The organism is Aquiflexum sp. (assembly GCF_041751335.1).
Lineage (GTDB): Bacteria > Bacteroidota > Bacteroidia > Cytophagales > Cyclobacteriaceae > Aquiflexum.
In genome coordinates, this window is sequence record NZ_JBGSXS010000227.1 from 20,714 (window position 1) to 38,198 (window position 17,485).

A 17,485-nucleotide genomic window follows, 5' to 3' on the forward strand; every position below is an offset into this window, starting at 1 on the left:
ATATTTGACAATAGGACCCTCCCTGTGTACCTTTACCCAGAGTAAACTCTTTTATCATGAAAAAGGTATTTCTATTTACATGCATTGCATTATTGACGTTATCATGTGTAGATGATGCGTTTCTTCCGGATGTTGGGGAAAAATTATTGGCGGTTTACATTGATGATATTAAATACTATGAGTTCGAATACAACACTGATGGGTTATTGCAAGCTGAAAAAAGCAAGTTCCAATATTTTGGATATTCCTATGATAAAAGTAAAGGAGTTATCTCAAAAGAAATTTATTATGATTCAAGAGTTTTTAGTAGTAATAGCCATGTCCTCGAAGAGGCATTCAGCCGTTCAGAATGGGTCAACCCACAGAATACTGATCTGACTGGGATTTTGGTTTTTGAATTTGATGCCAGCAAACGTTTGGTAAAAAGCACGGAATTAAACGGATATTCAGAGTATGAATATGATAATAATGACCGGATCATAATCAGGCGGATTTACCATAACGGCAAACTTGCCGGTACCCGGGAATATGAGTATGACATCCAAGGAAATGTAATCAAAGATAATCATTTCATTCTTTTGGAAAATGGCTCTAAAGTTTTGTCCAGTACTTCTGAATATGAATATGACAACATGAAAAATCCCTACTACAATTTAAAGCCTGATCGATTTCCTGTTGAAAATATCAATCCGAATAACATCACCCGTAAAAAATATACTGTTTCCAGTCACCCTGACGCTGATTCAGACATTCAATATACTTACCAATATAACAGTTTGGGATATCCTACGGAAAAGAATGATGGGGTGACATTTAGCTATTCCAAATAATGAATTCCAAAATCCCAAAAATTAAAATATGAAAAAGGCTGCTTCTTTAAGAAACAGCCTTTTTTATTATACAGCCTTAGCTTTATCCATCTGATTGATGATGTCTTCGTAATCAAGCTTATCCCAATTTTGAGTTATTAAAGGATCAGCCATTACCCTATCCATAATCATTTCTTGTAGTTTACCTTGTGTATAAGCTTCGGAATAGGGAATACTGGAAAAGGTTACCATGGTATACAAGGGAATCCAATCTTTAGGGAATAAGGCATGAAGCTTGGCTTCAATTCTTTTTCGGATCAGAAATTTCGGATCTGCTACTTGATCTCTCATTTCTTCAAAATTCTCCATAGCCAATCTGCAAATGGCATCAGTATCCGGCTTCCTGGCTTTTTGGAATTTTGCAAAAACCAGTTCCCAAGCATTGGTACCAAATTTTCCAATCAGTTCATCTAAGATAAAAACATCTTCAAAACCCGAATTCATACCCTGACCATAAAACGGCACCATGGCATGAGACGCATCCCCAATCAATAGTGCTTTTTTCAGCATCCAAGGATAACACTCAAGATTGATTAATGAGGCTGTTGGGTTACTAAAAAATTGCTCCGTAAGATGGGGCATGATGTCAAAGGCATCATCAAAGTATGTTTTAAATATCCCTTCAACATCATTTTTATCATTGATTTTTTCAAAGCATACTCGTTCCCCGTCAAAAGGAAGAAATAAAGTACAAGTGAATGATTTGTCAGGATTGGGTAAGGCAATCAACATAAAACTACCCCTTGGCCAAATATGAAGTGCATTGGGATCCATCGCAAACTCTCCTTCAGCTGTAGCGGGTATTGTCAGTTCCTTATACCCATGAGAAATATATTCCTGCCTGTAATTGAACCTAACCTGCTTCAGCATGGCATTCCTCAGTGAAGAATACGCTCCATCTGAACCAAGAATGACATTTGATTCCAGTTTTTCGATTTTACCATCAGGTGTTGAAAAAGTAAGGTGATTGTGCCGGAGGTCGACCTCTTCACATTTGTGTTCAAAATTCAGTTTGACTCCCAATGACTCTGCCTCATCTACCAATAGCTGATTAAATCTCCCACGGGAAATTGAATAAATGGCCTGCTCTTCATTTCCGTAAGGGATAAATGTTGTTTTGCCATGTTCATCATGGATTTTCCTCCCGTACATCGGTATTGCTAAGGGAAGGACTTTTTCTCTTAGACCTGCTTTTTCCAAAGCCCTCCAACCTCGGTCACTAAGGGCCATATTAATGGAACGCCCCTCTTCCGAATATTCTCCTTTCCTATTGTCAGTTCTTTTTTCATAAAGGTTAACATCAAGGCCTCTTTTTTTCAAATATATGCTCAACAAGGATCCGATAAGACCGGCGCCAAGTATACTGATTTCATTTTTTTTCATGGTTTGAGAGAAAGTACTCCTTACACTTAAGCGAATTTCTGCAAGGATTGTTCCAGAATTCGGGCAAATTGATAAACATCCAAGTAGCTGTTGTACAAGGGTGTTGGAGCTACTCTGATTACGTTTGGATGGCGCCAATCACCTACAATGCTTTCTTCATAAAGGGCGTCGAATACTCTTTTCCCTCCTTTGTGGACCAACAAAGATAACTGACAACCGCGTTCGTGGGCATTTTTGGGTGTAATTATTTCCAAAACACCGCTATGCCCGCTTATTTGTTCGATCAAAAACTCAAGGTATCCGGTTAAAAGTTTACTCTTTGCTCGGAGGTTTTGGATTCCTGCTTCCTCAAAAATATCCAATGAGGCTTGATGAGCTGCCAAGGCCAACACATTGGAGTTTGCCAATTGCCATCCATCTGCCCCAAACATGGGCTTAAAGCCTTTTTCCATTTTGAATCTCTCACCTTCATCATGTCCCCACCACCCAGCAAACCTCGGCAAGTCCGGACTTTCGGCATGCCTTTCATGAACAAAAACCCCAGATATGTTTCCTGGTCCTGAGTTCATATATTTATAACTGCACCAAGTTGCAAAATCCACTCCCCAATCATGAAGCTTCAAGGGAACATTTCCTGCAGCATGCGCCAAATCGAATCCGACATTAGCACCAGCTTCATGTCCTGCTTTCGTAATCGACTCCATATCAAACACTTGCCCTGTATAATATTGAAGACCTGCCATCATCACCAAAGCCAAGTGATCTTTGTTTTCCTGAATGGTTTTTACGATATCTTCTGTCCTGAGAATATGTTCACCCGCTCTTGGATGAATTTCAATAATTGCTTCTTCCGGGTCCAAGTCGTGAAACTTAATTTGGGTTTCCAGCATGTACATGTCAGAAGGAAAAGCGCCCCCCTCTGTGATTATTTTGAACCTTTCCTTGGAAGGTTGGTAAAATGAAACCATTAAAAAATGGAGATTGGAACTTAGGTTATTCATCGCTACCACTTCGTGTTCATGGGCTCCAACAATAGCTGCCAATGCCGGCTTGGATTTTTTACGGATATGGTACCAGGCATCTTCACCAAAAAAATGGCCATCCACAGCTAGATTCGCCCAATTGTCCAGTTCTTTTTGAATATAAGTTTGGACAGACTTAGGCTGGAGACCCAGAGAATTACCACAGAAATAGATGGCCTGCTTTCCATTGACTTGTGGGAATAAAAACTTATCTGGGAAAGATTTCAAGGGATCTTTTCGATCCATTTCTTTGGCAAATTCTTCTGAATATTTATAAACTGGTTTCTCCATTTTTGAATTGTCAATTGTTCATTTCTTCACCTTATCAAACCAACAAATGGTTGGGATGTTCATTATAGTCAAAACAGTAGATCAAACATAATATCTTTACTAGTGTAAAAAAATTCTTTAGATCTGTGTCTTTGCAGCTCAAATAATTAATTTGCATGAAAATCAATATTTATGTCCAAAGAAATCATCTTTTCTAAAGAAGCACCTGCACCCATTGGTCCATATTCTCAAGCCGTAAAAGCAGGCAATACGCTATATGTTTCAGGTCAAATTCCTTTAGATGCAGAAACAGGAGAGTTGATCAATGAAAATATCACAGAAGAAACTCATGCAGTTATGAAAAACCTGGAGGCTATATTACGGGCAGCAGGTTTTGAATTTGCAGATGTGGTGAAGTGCACCATTTTCATCAGGGACATGGGACAGTTTGGGACCATCAATGAGGCCTATGGTCAATATTTCAAAACAAATCCTCCTGCAAGAGAGACTGTCGAAGTAAGCAGACTTCCCAAAGATGTCAATGTGGAGATATCATGTATTGCAGTGAAGTAGGTTGAATATCTACATATTTTATCGATAAAACTCGAACCTATTCTCAAAACGGCTAAAATTTCAATTTGTCCTCACTTCGGACTTCGGACTTCCATGCAGCACCTAATTGGGTAATTTAAATCTTCATAGATGATTATTTCAACTATTTGACCAACCTTCTGCCCATGTTGTAAAAAATCCAGTAATGAAAAGGCCTGACTAAAATCCAATAGGCTTTTCCTTTCCACCCATTTGGGATAAATTCAACGGTTTGGATCAATTCATCCTGATTAATTTTCCAATGTAGAAAAACAATCCCCGGTAAGCTCATTTCTGCTTTTAGCTTGAGATATTTATTTTTCTTATCCGCTGTTTCTACCCTCCAAAAATCAATCTGATCACCTTTGATAAGCTCAGTCGCATTTCTTCTGCCTTTTCTAAATCCGATTCCACCAGTCAGTCTTTCGAGCCATCCCCTAATCTTCCAAAGATTGGTGGCATAATACCAACCGGAATCACCGCCAATACTCCATAACCTTTCCAACACATTTTCAGGATCACCACCGATCTTAAACCTCATCCTTTCGCTAATTATCTTGGAAGTCATTTTTGTTAATTTAATATTTATGTCACTGAAATAACAATAACAAATCAATTGGGTTAGCCAAATATGCCATTTTTCCCGAATCATAGCGAGGTGCTGGTTTCAACACTCAATAAAAAAGAGATTTTGAAACGGTTGGATTTGGTAACTCAAAACGCAAATTTCTTGGATTACATATCAAAACATGAACACCTATTTAATGGAAATCTAGAAAAAGACGGATTCAGAATTTCATTGGAAATCGAGAGGGCTGATAGCTTCATACCATTGATCAAAGGTGAAATTGAAAGCACTCCATCAGGAAGCATTCTTTTTCTTACTTACAGCCTCTTTCCTGGATCAATATTTTTCTTGGGATTTTGGACTTTGCTGTCGGTCATTTTAGCCTTGATTTTCGCCTTATTAGTTGGAAATCTTTATCTGGCTATGATCACATTAACCTTAGGAATCGGAAATTACTGGTTTGCATGGTCACATTTCAAGCGGAAAATAAAAATTTCACAGGGGATTTTTTTAGATCTCCTTAATAATTAATCCTTTGCTTATGTATTATCCACCATAGGTACTAATTTAGCATACCAAACAAAATAATCAACAAATTAAGCCTATGAACTTTAGAATAGAAAAAGATACTATGGGGCCCGTGGAGGTTCCTGCAAATAAATACTGGGGTGCACAGACACAGAGGTCTATCAATAACTTTAAAATCGGTGGCGAGCGTAACGGCATGCCCATAGAAATCATCAGGGCATTCGCTATTCTGAAAAAATCAGCAGCAATTGCAAATGCCGAGTTGGGTGTATTAACACAGGACAAAGCAGACATTATTGCCAAAGTCTGTGATGAAATCCTTACCGGACAACTTGATGACCAATTCCCTTTGGTGATCTGGCAGACCGGTTCGGGAACCCAATCCAATATGAACTCCAATGAGGTAATTGCCTACAGGGCGCATGTATTATTGGGAGGTTTCTTAGAGGATAAAACGAAAAAGATCCACCCAAATGATGACGTCAACAAAAGCCAATCTTCAAATGATACCTTTCCTACTGCAATGCATATTGCAGCCTACAAAATGGTGATGGAAACCACTATTCCTGGAGTGGAGAAATTAAGGGATACTTTGAAAGCAAAATCCAAAACTTTTATGGAGGTAGTCAAAATAGGTAGAACTCACTTTATGGATGCTACACCATTGACTTTGGGACAAGAATTTTCCGGATACGTCGCGCAGCTTGACCATGGATTAAAAGCCTTGAAAAATACTTTACCTCATCTTTCAGAATTGGCTTTGGGAGGTACTGCGGTAGGGACCGGTCTGAATACACCCAAGGGATATTCAGAATTAGTGGCAAAAAAAATAGCCGAATTCTCGGGTCAACCAATGGTAACAGCACCCAATAAATTTGAGGCTCTGGCGGCACATGATGCAATAGTTGAAACCCATGGTGCCTTAAAACAATTAGCCGTAAGCTTGATGAAAATTGCAAACGACATTCGCATGCTGTCATCAGGTCCCAGGTCAGGTATTGGAGAAATCTTGATCCCTGAAAATGAACCCGGTTCCTCTATCATGCCGGGAAAAGTTAACCCCACCCAAGTAGAAGCCATCACCATGGTAGCTGCGCAAGTAATGGGCAACGATGTGGCGATTTCTATTGGTGGATCAAACGGCCATTTCGAGCTGAATGTCTTTAAACCGATGATGGTGGCCAATTTCCTGCAATCAGCAAGGTTAATCGGAGATGCTTGTGTTTCTTTCAATGACAATTGTGCCGTGGGAATCGAACCTAACAGGCCGTTTATCAAGAGACATCTAGAAAACTCGCTTATGCTTGTTACAGCCTTGAATCCTCATATCGGATATGAAAATGCCGCTGCAATAGCCAAAAAAGCACATAAAGAAGGTACAAGCCTGAGGGAAGCTGCATTGGCATTACAATTATTGACAAACGAACAATTTGACACTTGGGTTAAACCAGAGGATATGACAGGTAGTTTAAAATAAAATCAAATTTTACATCCATGAAAAAGCCCCTTTTAACACTTGCTGCAGCAGCGGCCTTATTTGCTTTTACCGGAAGTCCCAGTGAGGCAATACCTTTTAAATCAAAAGAACCGAAAGTTTTGACGGTGGAAGAAAAAGAAAGACTCTTGGAAATAGAATCCAAAGTTCTTGAAATCAAAGAAATGGATTTTTCAACCCTTTCAAAGGAAGAAAGAAAAGAGTTGAAAGATGAACTCAGAACTCTGGAAAAAGAAGCAAAATCCAGAGGAGAAAGTGGGCTTTATATTTCCACAGGTGCATTGATTGTCATCCTTATTTTGTTGATCATTCTCTTGTAGCTTTTCGCTAAAATCTCAGACCTGAGAGGAAATCAAAACTTCCTTTCAAAGCAAATTCAGGAGTTAAGTCTTTTTTTAAAGTAAAAAGGACTTAACTCTTTTTTTTGACTAGAGCAAAGAAATGGAAATTGCCAATTATCAAGTATCCCTTCTCTTTTCAATAGACAATTTCCATCTTTAAATACAAATTACATTTCCCAAAAAACGATCCATGATTGCCTTCCCAAAAAAACTGGCTTTCCCCCTGTTTTCCCCGATAAAATTTTCATTGTTGGTCCTTCTATTTTTAGGATTGGGAATAGGCTGTAAAGAAACTTCAACAAACGAGGATTCAATCCAGCCTGATGACAGTAGGTTTACACAAAAAGTTGTTGTTGAAGGTTTGGAAGAACCCCTCCAAATTGAATTTGATCGGAGTGGATATGTGTATTGGATTGAGCGTATCGGGAACGTCAAACGGTTCAATGAAAAAACCAATGAGGTCGAAATACTGGGTACATTGGACCTGACTAAAGAAACTGCCCCGGGATTGATAGGGATTGTATTGGACAAGGATTTTGAGAGTAGCCGCCAAATATTCCTCTTTTATTCGGCAGCAGCTGACAAAGGTGATGCCTTGCGTCTTTCCAGATTTGAACTGGGAAAAGATGGTCTTCTAGACATCGCCAATGAAAAAATCATTTTATCATTTCCATGGGAGCAGCCCGACGGACAACACTTTGGTGGAGGAATGACCTGGGATAATGAAGGAAACTTATACCTCAGTATTGGAGCGGATTCACATCCCACCCAATATTCTCCACTCCCATTTAAAAACGAAGGAGGAAGAGGAGAAGATGAAGCAAGAACTGCCGGAAATACCAATGATTTAAGGGGCACAATTATTAAAATAAGGCCTCAGGCTGACGGCACATACAGCATCCCTGAAGGAAATTTATTTGAACAGGGTACACCAAACACTTTACCCGAAATCTATATAATGGGCAATAGGAACCCTTGGCGATTGTCCATTGATTCCAAAACTCAATACTTACATTGGGGAGAAGTGGGACCGGACGCAGGAGTGGACTCAGAAGAATTTGGTCCAATGGGTTATGATGAGTTTAACGTCGCCAAAGGTCCTGGAAATTATGGATGGCCGTATTTTATTGGCTATAACTGGGCATACAACAGCTATGACTACAATACAGGAGTTTTTGGAGCACCCTATAAGCCCGATTCCAGCTACAATGATTCCCCCAACAATACAGGGCTCAAAATGCTTCCACCTGCACAAGAAGCGCTCATCGCTTATCCCTATCAAGTTTCGGAAGAGTGGCCTATATTGGGAAGTGCAGCAAGGTCTGCAGTAGGTGGCCCGATTTTTAGAAAGAATGACTATTCAGAAAATGCTGCACGGGTTTTCCCGGATTATTTTGAAGGCAAGTGGTTTATCACTGATTATGTACGCAACTGGATCATGGTCGTGGAAATGGATCAGGAGCGCTCCAAAGTTATCTCTCTGGAAAGATTTCTTCCAGCAGGACAGTTGACCCACAGCCAGCCTTTGGATATGGATTTCAGTCCCAATGGAGATTTGTATTTGGTTGAATACGGGATAGGTGGACAGGGAAAAATCTCTAGAATCGAATACAATGCTGGAAATAGGGCGCCTATTGCAAAAGCAAGTTCTTCTGCATTGGATGGAAAGGTGCCTCTGGAGTTAAAGCTATCTTCTGAAGGGAGTTTGGATAAGGACGGCGATCCTTTGACATATAATTGGACGATCAAAGGTATTGATGGAAAAATCGTCCGAAACAGCACTGACCAAAATCCAACACTGATTCTTGAAGAACCAGGAAATTATATTGTAAATCTCGAAGTAAAAGATCTCGATGGACTTGCTTCTGAAGATTCATTCCAAATCATAGCTGGGAATAGTCGTCCTGAGGTTAAATTCAAAATTTTAGAAGGGAACCAAAGTTTTTACTTTCCTGACGGGATGATTAAATATGTAGTTTCTGTTGAAGATAAGGAAGATGGAAGTTTGATGGATGGAATGATCAGAAAGGAAGAAGTTTTGGTCACAGCACAATATATTCCTTCAGGAATGGCCTATCCTCAATTGGAGTTGTTGGACCGACAAGATAAACTGAATCCTGACACCAGGCTAAAACACCTCAATGCAAAAGCTTTAGTACAAAAAAGCAATTGTCTTTCCTGCCACCTAGAGGACAGAAAATTAGTTGGCCCTTCTTTTCAGGATATCGCAAAGAGGTACAAGGAAGATTCTAAAGCTTTTGAGATACTGTCTAAAAGTATTGCTGAGGGTGGCTCGGGTAAATGGGGTGATTCACCTATGCCTCCCCAATCCATGCTAAATCCTGCTGAAATTTCTCAGATCATTGATTTTATCCTAGAGATAAATTCTGAAAACAGGGAAAACATCAATCTCGGAACATCAGGCCAATACCAGACTAAAGCCTTTAACAAAAGGGGTAGAGGTAAAAGGTTGGATTCGTATTTCCGAACTACTCTGGAAATGGGCTCTTATGTTTTCTTGGCAAGTTATACCGACAAAGGCTTAAAGGAAAAAGATGGTCTAAACCTAGTTGGCAAGGATTATATCCTACTTAGATATCCGGTTTTGGCTCCAGAGGATGCTGATTTCTTTTCAGAAGAGGGCATTTCGTATACGCCCTCCACCAATGATCCGGGTTTTATATTTACAGGAAAAGGTGGACATATAGGATTTAGAGGGATAGACCTAACAGGAATCACTCAGGTCAAAATCGGTGCCCCAAATCGTTTTTGGCATTGGTCCCATTTTGTAGGAGCAACTATCGAGATCAGATCGGGCAGTCCGGATGGGCAGGTAATTGGGGAGCCCTTTACAATACCTTCTGCGCCCAAAGGAGATAAGGGACCTTTCTTCGGAGAAGCTATGGGACCTCCGGCAATCTTTGATGTTTCAAAATCAGTTGGAGTAAATAATTTATATATCGTGGTAAAGAATTTACAGGCAAAAGAAAGTGACGCCTTGATCATGATGACGGGAATCGAATTTATAAGATAAATATAATGATGACGAGTCTACTTCAATCTTATATTAGAAAAGACCTTTCCCCTTTGTCATTCTTCGAATTTTTTGGGAGAAAATTGATAGGGGTATTTCTTATAATGATTTGTCATATAAATTGCGCACAAAAGAATTATATACAAAAAGAATACGTCTCAATTTTTAACGGGAAAGATTTGGAAGGCTGGCACATCAGCAAAACCAACCATCATGGAACCACGGGAAATTTCTTTGTGGAAGACGGGGCCATTGTTATGAAGCAATTTCCATATGGACAGGGTGGTATTATTCTCACGGATCAAAAATATCAAGATTTTGAGCTATACCTTGAATTCAAGGGACATCCTGGTACCAATGGGGGTGTTTTCCTCCGATCAAGTGAAAGTGGTTCTGCCTATCAATTGGAATTGGCAGGAGATGGGGAGATGGGAACAGGTAATCTTTTTGGTGAAATGTTGAAAACCACTATCAATGCCAACATTCAGAATTTAGAGGAGGTTTGGAAAAAGGGGGATTGGAACAGCTTCCGAATACGCATAACCGGAGAGATACCAAAAGTTTCTTTGTGGATAAATGGAACACATATGTGGGATGCTGATGGGAAAAGAAACGATTTGATTGCGGATGCAAGCGATGGAATGATTGCCCTTCAGCTGCATTGGAGTTCCACATTGCAATCAGTACCGGGAGGGCGTTGTTGTGATTTCTCTTGGAGACCCGATACCTCCCATTCCTATAAAAACATTATGATCAAGGAACTTAAATCAGAATTTTAAAATGAAGGACTTAATTCTATTATTAATAATGGTATTGATGGCTTCTTGTTCTTCTTTTGCCCAACAGATTCCGCCTCCATTACCTAACAGCTTTGATATGGAATTTGTAAGGATTAAACCGGGTAAAATGCTTGTTGGGAAAATTGAAATTGAATGCCCAAGTTTTCCGGATACCAGAGATGTTCCGGATGAAATCAAATGGACGGAAAAGGATTTCAAACTTTGTCAAGAAATGGCAGAAAAGGATTCAAGACCAGGTTTTTGGGTTTATATTTCCCAACCATATTACATTGGAAAATATGAAGTAACGCAAGGGCAATGGCAAGCGATCATGGGTACCAATCCATCAATTTTTAATGAAGACAAAGTAGGTGTTAACACAGATTTACACCCAGTTGACAATGTCACTTGGGAAATGGTGCAGGAGTTATTGGTGAAATTGAATAACCTTGATAACAAATATCAATATCGGTTACCTACCGAATTTGAGTGGGAATATGCTGCAAGAGCGGGAAATGACTCCTTACTTTCTTGGTCCGAAACACGAGAACTAGCCTGGATTCAACAGAATGATAAGGGTACGACTAAGCAAGTAGGCACAAAAAAGCCTAATGAGTGGGGATTATATGACATGCTGGGCAATGTCTGGGAATGGGTTGAAGACTATTACAATAATGATGTTTTTGCTGACCCAACACCGCCAGAAGAGGGTGAAATACATGTATTGAAAGGCGGTAGTTTTACTTCCGATGTCACCAATGCAACCTATCTATTCCATGGTGCTGGTCCGGGAAATGGTTATGATGTGGGATTTAGATTGGTGAGGGTAAACAGATAAATCTTTAAACCTCTTCCGGCAAATCCTTCAAATATTTTTTCACTTTGATCGCCCTTATCAGGATGATTGATATTGGTACCAACCAAATTAATTCATTGAACAGTAAATGAAAAATGGAACGCTTGTTCCAACCCAACTCCGGGATAAATAGGAGTACAAACCATGCTGCCAACACTACTTTTCCGGCAATTCCTACCATGATGAGATAATGCCAACTGATGGGATAAAAGGCACTCAGAAAAATCAAAAAACCAAATACCATACCAACCGTGCCGAAAACCCTTCCACTGATTTCGGGGATTTCTGTAGGATTCATGGTAAGCCACCTCAGAAGATCCCCACCGAAATACCTAAAAAAAGCAGACCACGCAAAAGTGTACATTCCTGTAAGCAAAAGAAGACCACGCATTAGCATGGGGAAGCTTGGCATAATGCTGTTTTTGTCCATGATGTTATTTCTTTATATTCAGGAAATTTAACTTAAACCTTTCAGATAGGTCTTCAACCCAAACACAAAACTACATGATGTCAACTAAAAACAAGTCAAAGCTTGGATTATTTGTCTTAGGCTGCGGTCTCCTAGGTATAGGTTTTATAGCAGGGAAAAAAGCCGGCGAAATAAGTCCTGTTATGATCTCGGGAGCAGAAACATTGATCGGCTTGCAATTCAGTCCAGCTGAAAAAGACAGCATGATCCAAAACCTGACCAACCATCGAAACAGTTTTGAGCGGATGAGGGAGCAAAAACTGGAAAATGCTACTGCACCTGCACTCTATTTCAATCCGCTTCCCAATGGTTTTGTACCGGATCAAAATCAGAAACCCTATGTTTGGGGCTTGCCTAAAGATGTGAAATTACCAACCAAAGACGCTGACATTGCCTTTCTTCCCGTTTCTGACCTTTCGGTATTGATCAAAAATAAAAAAATCAGTTCTGAAAGATTGACGAGGATCTATTTGGATAGGATAAAAAATTATTCCGATACTTTGCAGTGCTTGATCACGCTACTGGAAGTTGAAGCAATAGCTTCCGCAAAAGCCATGGATGCAGAGATTGCTAAAGGGAAATATAGGGGTCTTTTGCATGGAATACCCTATGGCGTCAAAGACTTGTTGGCTGTAAAAGGTACCAAGACCACTTGGGGTGCCATGCCTTACAAAGACCAGGAAATTAATGAAACAGCAACAATAGTAGAAAAACTGCAAGGTGCCGGAGCCGTTTTGGTGGGGAAATTTACGCTTGGGGCCTTGGCCATGGGGGATGTTTGGTACGGTGGAGTAACCAAAAATCCTTGGAACTTGAAACAGGGAGCCAGTGGCTCTTCGGCTGGTTCCGCTTCTGCCGTAAGTGCAGGATTGGTCCCGTTTGCTATTGGAACAGAGACTCTCGGAAGTATCGTCTCCCCATCCACCAGAAATGGGGTGACCGGATTGAGACCTACTTTTGGAAGGGTAAGCCGTCATGGGGCCATGGCTTTGAGTTGGAGTATGGACAAAATCGGACCCATATCCAGATCGGCCTTGGACAATGGAATTGTGCTTTCGGTGATCAATGGCTTGGATGTGAAGGACAAAAGTACCATCGCCGCCGCATTTAATTATGATGCATCCGTAAAGGTACAAGACCTGAAAATAGGATACTTCCCCGAATTGTTTGATGGAGATGGTTTGGAAAATGACCGAAAGGTCTTGGATGACTTGAAAAATTTAGGATTTACTATGAATCCATTGGAATTGAAAACCTCAATTTCTCCTGCCAGCATACGGTTCATTTTGATCGCTGAGGCTGCTGCGGCTTTTGATGACCTCACCCGATCAAGCAGAGATGATCTTTTGGTAGCACAGCATAAGAACGCATGGCCCAATATGTTAAGAGCTGCCAGGTTTATTCCGGCGGTGGAATATATTCAGGCAAACAGACATAGGTCAATTCTCATAGAAGAAATCCATTCACTATTTCAGGAATATGACGTAATCATAAGTCCCTCTTTCGGAGGAAATCAATTGCTCATCACCAACCTAACCGGACATCCAGCATTATGTCTTCCTAATGGATTTACAGAGAATGGAAGCCCAACTTCCATCACCTTCTTGGCAAATCTATTTGATGAGGAAAAACTCATCATGTTGGGAAGGGCATACCAAGAACATACAGATTGGCAGAAAAAGAGACCTCCTATGTTTGATAAATAGAGACAAGATGCGAGAACCGAGAGATGAGAAATTAGAGGTTGACCGATGTTGGATGACCGACGACCGATGTGAAGTAAATTGTAAAAATCAAGGAAAATTTCAATAATATACCAAACACCCCATGAACAAAAATTCTTTCGATGTTGCGGTTATCGGACTAGGTGCTTTGGGATCTTCCACACTTTGGCAGCTAAGCAAATCCGGAAAGCGGATCTTGGGAATTGACCAATTTTCACCACCACACACCATGGGGTCTTCACATGGTGAGACACGGATTACAAGGCTTGCAGTGGGTGAAGGAATGGATTTTGTCCCCATTGTAAAGCGCTCCCATGAGATATGGAAAGACATTGAAGCTATTACCGGTGAAAAAATCATGACAACTACCGGAGGCCTACTTTTTGATTCTGGTGAAAAAAGCTGGTCAAAGCACGGTTCTGAAGGTTTTTTCAAAAGAACAGTTCAGTTTGCAAAAGAAGGAGACATTCCATTTGAGGTTTTTGACAGTCATGAATTAAAAAAACGTTTCTCTGAATTTAATTTGGAAGAATCTGGAATGGCTTATTATGAACCAAGTGCGGGATTCCTAAAACCGGAATTGGCCATTACAACACAAATCAAGTTGGCTGAAGAAAACCAAGCAATAATCAAGACCCACACCAAGGTTCATGGAATCAGACCATTGGAAGGTGGTGGGGTCAAAATCATCACCAATCAGGGACAATTTGAAGCAGTAAGGGCCGTGATAAGTGCAGGAGCTTGGGTCAAGGACTTTTTATTTGAAAGTGAAAAACCACATTTTAAGATTTGTAGACAGATCTTGCATTGGCTCCCTAAAAAGGGAAGTGGTTTTGAATTGGGAAAAACACCGGTGTATATGTGGGGATTTGGAGAAGGGCCGGAAGATTTTGTTTATGGTTTTCCTTCATTGGATGGAAAATCTGTAAAAATGGCATCAGAATCATTTTTGGAGAAAAACCATCCTGATACTCTTTCCCGGGAAGTAAGTCCTGAAGAAGAAGCTCTTTTTATCCAAGAGAAAATTGCAAACCGATTTAACCATTTGGAAAAGAAAGTGCTCCGATCAAAAGTATGTATTTATACAGTTACCCAAGATTCCTATTTTTTGGTGGATGAATTACCCGATTTTCCAGAAGTTTTAGTTGTATCTGCTTGCAGTGGTCATGGGTTCAAACATTCTGCAGCATTGGGAGAAGCTATATCAGCAAAAATTCTGGAAAAAACCCTTTTGTTTTCACTGGATAAATTTAGATGGAGACATTTAAAGAAAATATCAACTAAAAACAATTTAAGATAGTATTTATAATCAATTCAATGATTTTTATCATTGAATATTAAAACTATTATCACTTGAATTAACCCTGAATTACGGTTTTAATTCTGTAATTTCAGGATACCAAAAAAAAAATTCAAATCAGAAAAATTCAATTTTTAACAAAATCAATATATTATGATCTTCAATATCAAAACAGAATTAAAGACTTGGGTAGAAAGTATGGCAAGTCATTTCAATCCTGAAAAAACGCATTGGTGTGATGGGTCTCAGGAAGAATATGATACCCTTTGCCAGCTAATGGTGGAAAAGGGAACATTTATCAAGCTAGACCCTGAAAAACGGCCAAACAGTTTTGCCTGTTTTTCTGATCCAAGTGATGTCGCTAGAGTAGAAGATAAAACTTTTATCTGTAGCAGAAGAAAAGAAGATGCCGGACCGACAAACAATTGGATGAGTCCTTCGGACATGAAAACCATACTTGATGACCTTACTAAGGGAAGTATGAAAGGAAGAACCATGTATGTCATTCCTTTCTGTATGGGTCCACTTGGATCTCCCCTATCCCGATATGGTGTACAGATTACAGACAGTGAGTATGTAGTAGTGAATATGAGGATCATGACCAGAATGGGAAATCAGGCAATACCCTATATTGATGAAAACTTCGTGAAATGTATCCACACATTGGGCGCTCCACTCGAAAAAGGTCAGGAAGATGTCAAATGGCCCTGCAATCCAAATGTAAAGTACATATCCCATTTTCCTGAAGAAAAATTGATCATTTCCTATGGAAGTGGCTATGGTGGAAACGCCCTGTTGGGCAAAAAGTGTTTTGCGCTCCGTATTGCCAGCACGATGGGAAGAGAGGAAGGCTGGTTGGCAGAACACATGCTTATCATGGGCGTGGAGAGCCCGCAAAATGAAAAAAGCTATGTAGCTGCTGCTTTTCCAAGTGCCTGTGGAAAAACCAATTTTGCGATGATGCTTCCACCCGAAGAATTGGAAGGTTGGAAAATAACCACAGTAGGTGATGATATCGCCTGGATTCACAAAGGTAATGATGGTAAATTACACGCGATTAATCCCGAGGCCGGATATTTTGGTGTAGCACCTGGCACCAACTACAATACCAATCCAAGTGCTATGGAAAGTATCAAAGAGAATACCATCTTTACCAATGTAGCCATTACCAAAGACGGTGATGTTTGGTGGGAAGGTATGACCAAAGAAGTTCCCGAAGGCCTTACAGATTGGCATGGTAAGCCTTATGATAAAAACAGCGGAAAACCAGCTGCGCATGCCAATTCCAGATTCACTGCCCCGGCATACCAAAACCCGGTTATAGATCCAGAATGGGACAATCCTGAAGGTGTTCCGATTACAGCCTTTATATTTGGGGGGCGCAGAAGTACAGCGGTACCTTTGGTATATCAAGCTTTCAATTGGAATTTTGGGGTCTATATGGCTGCAACTATGGGATCTGAAATGACGGCAGCTGCTTTTGGGGAAATAGGAAAAGTTCGTAGAGATCCATTTGCAATGCTTCCATTTATGGGTTACCATATGGGAGATTACTTCAATCACTGGCTACAGTTTGGCCGGGATTTGGAAAATGCACCAAGAATATTCGGTGTCAATTGGTTTAGAAAAGACCAAGATGGAAACTTCGTATGGCCGGGATTTGGTGACAATATGCGGGTTTTGAAATGGATCATAGGTCGTTGCAAAGGGAAGATTTCCGCCGTCGAATGCCCAATTGGATGGAGACCAAGATACAAGGATATGGACTGGACTGGACTTGAAAATTTTACCCGAGAAGACTTCAATAATATCATGATCATTGAGACAGAACCATGGAAAGCTGAACTGCTTGGTCATTCGGAACTCTTTGAAAAAGCCTATGATAAAATCCCAAAAGAATTTCTCTTTATGAGGGAGTTATTGCTTTCAGCTCTTTGGAGGTCCCCTGAAAAAGTCGGATTGGCTCCTGAAAGGCACTGAAGTAAAGGATGAGGGAGGAAGGATAAAGGATGAGGGTACTGGGGTAGATTTTAGATCTTAGATCTTAGATTTGGGGCATAGGGAGATGAAGGAGGAGGGATAAGAGAGGAAGGATGGAGATGAGGTGGCGCGTCATTGCGAGGAGCACTTGGGAAACTTTGATATTTTGAATAATCCTTCGTGCGACGTGGCAATCTCTTTAGATGAAGGATGGGGGATGAAGTATGAGGGTGTTTAAGGGTCTTTTTTTTAAAGTTGTGGGTTGAAATTCCAAAA

At 40.3% G+C, this 17,485-nt stretch carries 15 protein-coding genes; 11 read left to right on the top strand and 4 right to left on the bottom strand.

All coding sequences use genetic code 11. The features are described 5' to 3' along the window. Positions 1 to 56 precede the first annotated feature (56 nt). A complete protein-coding gene (locus ACEW8U_RS12090; protein WP_373522300.1) occupies positions 57 to 830 on the top strand; it encodes a hypothetical protein in 774 nt (257 codons plus the stop codon). A 66-nt stretch (positions 831 to 896) separates the two neighbouring features. Here the strand turns inward: ACEW8U_RS12090 and ACEW8U_RS12095 are convergent, their stop codons facing one another. Further along, the gene (locus tag ACEW8U_RS12095; protein WP_373522301.1) at positions 897 to 2,252 is read right to left on the bottom strand and encodes an FAD-dependent oxidoreductase; all 1,356 of its coding nucleotides are present in this window, start codon (positions 2,250 to 2,252) and stop codon (positions 897 to 899) included. A gap of 26 nt (positions 2,253 to 2,278) precedes the next feature. Next, a complete protein-coding gene (gene kynU, locus ACEW8U_RS12100) occupies positions 2,279 to 3,565 on the bottom strand; it encodes a kynureninase (RefSeq protein WP_373522302.1) in 1,287 nt (428 codons plus the stop codon). Between the two features lie 171 nt (positions 3,566 to 3,736). Here kynU and ACEW8U_RS12105 point away from each other — a divergent pair, with 171 nt between their 5' ends. Then, complete coding sequence (locus ACEW8U_RS12105) at positions 3,737 to 4,117, top strand: RidA family protein (protein ID WP_373522303.1); 381 nt, start codon at positions 3,737 to 3,739, stop codon at positions 4,115 to 4,117. 142 nt (positions 4,118 to 4,259) lie between these two features. Here the strand turns inward: ACEW8U_RS12105 and ACEW8U_RS12110 are convergent, their stop codons facing one another. Next, positions 4,260 to 4,703 (bottom strand): DUF2867 domain-containing protein, encoded by a 444-nt coding sequence (locus tag ACEW8U_RS12110; protein WP_373522304.1) that lies wholly within the window; start codon positions 4,701 to 4,703, stop codon positions 4,260 to 4,262. Positions 4,704 to 4,865: 162 nt separating this feature from the next. On the opposite strand from ACEW8U_RS12110, the gene ACEW8U_RS12115 reads away from it, so the two are divergent. The 6 genes from ACEW8U_RS12115 to ACEW8U_RS12140 all read left to right on the top strand — a co-directional run bounded on the left by ACEW8U_RS12115 (position 4,866) and on the right by ACEW8U_RS12140 (position 11,718). Further along, complete coding sequence (locus ACEW8U_RS12115; RefSeq protein ID WP_373522305.1) at positions 4,866 to 5,234, top strand: hypothetical protein; 369 nt, start codon at positions 4,866 to 4,868, stop codon at positions 5,232 to 5,234. A gap of 73 nt (positions 5,235 to 5,307) precedes the next feature. After that, positions 5,308 to 6,708, top strand: coding sequence for a class II fumarate hydratase (fumC, locus tag ACEW8U_RS12120; protein ID WP_373522306.1), 1,401 nt, complete (start codon positions 5,308 to 5,310; stop codon positions 6,706 to 6,708). A 17-nt stretch (positions 6,709 to 6,725) separates the two neighbouring features. Then, the gene (locus tag ACEW8U_RS12125; RefSeq protein ID WP_373522307.1) at positions 6,726 to 7,046 is read left to right on the top strand and encodes a hypothetical protein; all 321 of its coding nucleotides are present in this window, start codon (positions 6,726 to 6,728) and stop codon (positions 7,044 to 7,046) included. 211 nt (positions 7,047 to 7,257) lie between these two features. Further along, complete coding sequence (locus tag ACEW8U_RS12130; protein ID WP_373522308.1) at positions 7,258 to 10,101, top strand: PQQ-dependent sugar dehydrogenase; 2,844 nt, start codon at positions 7,258 to 7,260, stop codon at positions 10,099 to 10,101. A gap of 104 nt (positions 10,102 to 10,205) precedes the next feature. Beyond that, positions 10,206 to 10,880 (top strand): DUF1080 domain-containing protein, encoded by a 675-nt coding sequence (locus ACEW8U_RS12135; RefSeq protein WP_373522309.1) that lies wholly within the window; start codon positions 10,206 to 10,208, stop codon positions 10,878 to 10,880. A gap of 1 nt (position 10,881) precedes the next feature. Beyond that, entirely contained in the window at positions 10,882 to 11,718 is an 837-nt protein-coding gene (locus tag ACEW8U_RS12140) for a formylglycine-generating enzyme family protein (protein ID WP_373522310.1), read from the top strand. Between the two features lie 4 nt (positions 11,719 to 11,722). Here the strand turns inward: ACEW8U_RS12140 and ACEW8U_RS12145 are convergent, their stop codons facing one another. Continuing rightward, positions 11,723 to 12,166 carry a hypothetical protein gene (locus ACEW8U_RS12145; RefSeq protein ID WP_373522311.1) on the bottom strand — a complete coding sequence of 148 codons (444 nt, stop codon included), beginning with the start codon at positions 12,164 to 12,166 and terminating at the stop codon, positions 11,723 to 11,725. A 74-nt stretch (positions 12,167 to 12,240) separates the two neighbouring features. On the opposite strand from ACEW8U_RS12145, the gene ACEW8U_RS12150 reads away from it, so the two are divergent. From ACEW8U_RS12150 to ACEW8U_RS12160, 3 genes are all read left to right on the top strand, one after another. After that, positions 12,241 to 13,911, top strand: coding sequence for an amidase (locus tag ACEW8U_RS12150; RefSeq protein ID WP_373522312.1), 1,671 nt, complete (start codon positions 12,241 to 12,243; stop codon positions 13,909 to 13,911). Positions 13,912 to 14,032: 121 nt separating this feature from the next. Next, the gene (gene solA, locus ACEW8U_RS12155) at positions 14,033 to 15,229 is read left to right on the top strand and encodes an N-methyl-L-tryptophan oxidase (protein WP_373522313.1); all 1,197 of its coding nucleotides are present in this window, start codon (positions 14,033 to 14,035) and stop codon (positions 15,227 to 15,229) included. Between the two features lie 153 nt (positions 15,230 to 15,382). Further along, the gene (locus ACEW8U_RS12160; protein ID WP_373522314.1) at positions 15,383 to 17,209 is read left to right on the top strand and encodes a phosphoenolpyruvate carboxykinase (GTP); all 1,827 of its coding nucleotides are present in this window, start codon (positions 15,383 to 15,385) and stop codon (positions 17,207 to 17,209) included. Positions 17,210 to 17,485 lie beyond the last annotated feature (276 nt).